We start from the raw sequence: 2,228 nt of genomic DNA, 5'->3' as shown, positions 1-2,228 counted from the left end.
CTCGGTGCCGGCCTTGGGCAGTTCGATCCAGCGGTCGATGCGGCCGTCGCTGTAGGTCTCCAGGGTCTTGAAGACCAGCTCGTCGGCGTTGGGCAGCTGCTTGATGGTGATCTTGTAGACGGCGTCCTTGCCCGGGGCGAGCGCGGGGCCACCGACCGTGAAGCCGTCGGCCGTGGCGGCGAGGGTCCAGCCGGCCGGGGCGTCGGCCAGGGCCACGTCGGCGGGGGCGATTCCCTCGGGCAGGACGACCTGGAACTTGGCGAGACCGGCGGTGGTCGACTCGGCCTCGGCGGTGAAGGTGACGGTGGCGTTGGTCGCCAGCGCCTGGGCCGTCTCGGACTCGACCTCCACATGGGCGAAGGCCGGCACGGCCAGCACGAGGGATCCGGCCACGACCGCCGTGACGGTGGCGGCCCGGCTGAGCAGGCGGGAGGTGTTCATGGGAATGGCGCTCCGAGGGGGAAGGCGGCCTGGGCCTGGGCGGGCCGGGCCGGTCGGGGTGAGGGCGGCGTCCATGATGCCCGATGAACCTGGCAGGTCAGCACGGACACCGGAAGCCCGGGACGGCTGGAAACCCGGGACGGCTGGAACCGGCGGCCCCGCCCGGCGAGGGGTCATTCGGCCGGGAAGGTGCGGCCGACCTTGCCCTTCGGGTCGGCCCAGAAGAAGCCGGAGTGGCCGTGGTCGCCCGAGAGGTAGACCCGGATGGCCGGGGACCCGTCGGACATGTCAGGGCCGATGATCAGGTAACGGCTGGTCGGGTCAGGGACGTTGAGAAGGCTGCCGGCCGACTTCAGGAGGTCGGGCAGGACGTTCCAGTCGTACTGGGCGAGGTCGACCGGCTTGTCCTTGCCCATGGTGCTGCCGGTACGGCGGGTGATCTTGCCGTCCCGGTAGTCGTACCAGTCGTAGCTGCGCCCGTCGGCTGTCGGGACCTGGGCCATGGCGTAGCCGGGGTAGACGGTGAGTTCCTTGACCTTGGTCCCGCCCGTCTGGGCGGTCAGCGCGGCCACGACGGTGCGGACGCCGTCGGGGGTGAGGAGGTCCTTGGCCGCCGGGGTGGTGGCCCGGTCCGCCGTGATGGTCGGGACGGCTGCCGGGGTCGGCGGGACGGACGAGCCGGTCGGGACGGACGGACCGGAGGACGCGACCGCGGCAGCCGGGCCGGCCGAACCCCCGGCGGCCGGGGCCGCGTTGTGGCCGTCGGTGTCGTCGAGGCGCAGGGCCCACACGAGGGATCCGGCGAGCACCACGGCAGCGACCGAGAGGGTCACGGCCAGGCCGGACCGGCTGCGGGCGGGCGCCGGGGGCTGCGGCAGCGCCGCGCCGGTGGGCAGGGCGTCGGTGGGCAGGGCGTCGAACGGGCCGCCGGGCGCGGCGTAGCCCGAACCGGTGGGGGCGACGAGCCGGTACGTCGCCGGATCCGGGTGCGCCACGCCGTCCACGGGGGCGCCGGGGTGCGGCGTGTCGAGGAAGGCCGGTGCCCAGGCCGGCGCCGGAGCGGCCGGCGTACCGCTCTGCTCGGCGGCGGCGAGCGCGCGGTCCAGCTGGTCGGCGTCGGGCCGCAGCCTGGGGTCGCGGCCCAGGACGGCGGCCAGGACCGGCCCGAGCGGGCCCGAACGGGTGGGCGGCGGAAGCGGCTCGTCCAGGACGGCGGCGAGGGTGGCCAGCGTGGTGCCGCGGCGCAGCGGGTGGTGGCCCTCGACCGCGACGTACAGCATCATGCCGAGCGACCAGAGGTCGGAAGAGGGGTTGCCCTCCTCACCACGGATCCGCTCCGGGGCGATGTACTCGGGCGAGCCGATCAGCGCACCGGTCGCGGTGAGCGCGGTGGCGTCCTGCACGGCGGCGATGCCGAAGTCGGTGAGAACCGGGGTGCCGTCGGGGCGGAGCAGCACGTTGCCCGGCTTGACGTCGCGGTGCAGGATGCCGGCCGCGTGGGCGGCCCGCAGGGCGGCGAGCACGCCGCGGCCGATCCGGGCCGCCTCCGGGACGGTGAGCGGGCCCTGGGCGATCCGGTCGGCGAGGCTGCCGCCGGTGACGAGTTCCATCACCAGCCAGGGGTGCGGGTGCTCGGGCGTGTCGATGATGTGGTGGATCACCGCCGACCGATCCGGTGAGGGGAGCGTACAGCACGCAACGACGGCGAAAGGAGTTCCGCATCGGCGGAGTGCGGACTCCGCCGATGCACGACCGTAAAGGAGACCCGCCCCACCTTCGAACTCGTC

At 74.4% G+C, this 2,228-nt stretch carries 2 protein-coding genes; both read right to left on the bottom strand.

Annotated features, from left to right (window positions below; translation table 11 throughout):
- On the bottom strand, nt 1-441 hold a 441-nt coding region (locus C2142_RS41240; protein ID WP_241003053.1), incomplete at its 3' end, for a DUF1775 domain-containing protein.
- Between the two features lie 173 nt (nt 442-614).
- Nucleotides 615-2,102, bottom strand: a complete 1,488-nt coding sequence (locus C2142_RS37220) for a serine/threonine-protein kinase (protein ID WP_148647160.1) — start codon at nt 2,100-2,102, stop codon at nt 615-617.
- Nucleotides 2,103-2,228: the final 126 nt, after the last annotated feature.

Origin of the sequence: Streptomyces sp. CB01881, assembly GCF_002953255.1 — a bacterium.
Taxonomy (GTDB): domain Bacteria; phylum Actinomycetota; class Actinomycetes; order Streptomycetales; family Streptomycetaceae; genus Kitasatospora.
Note: the sequence above shows the minus strand (reverse complement) of the source record. Positions and strands in the feature narration are given on the sequence as shown.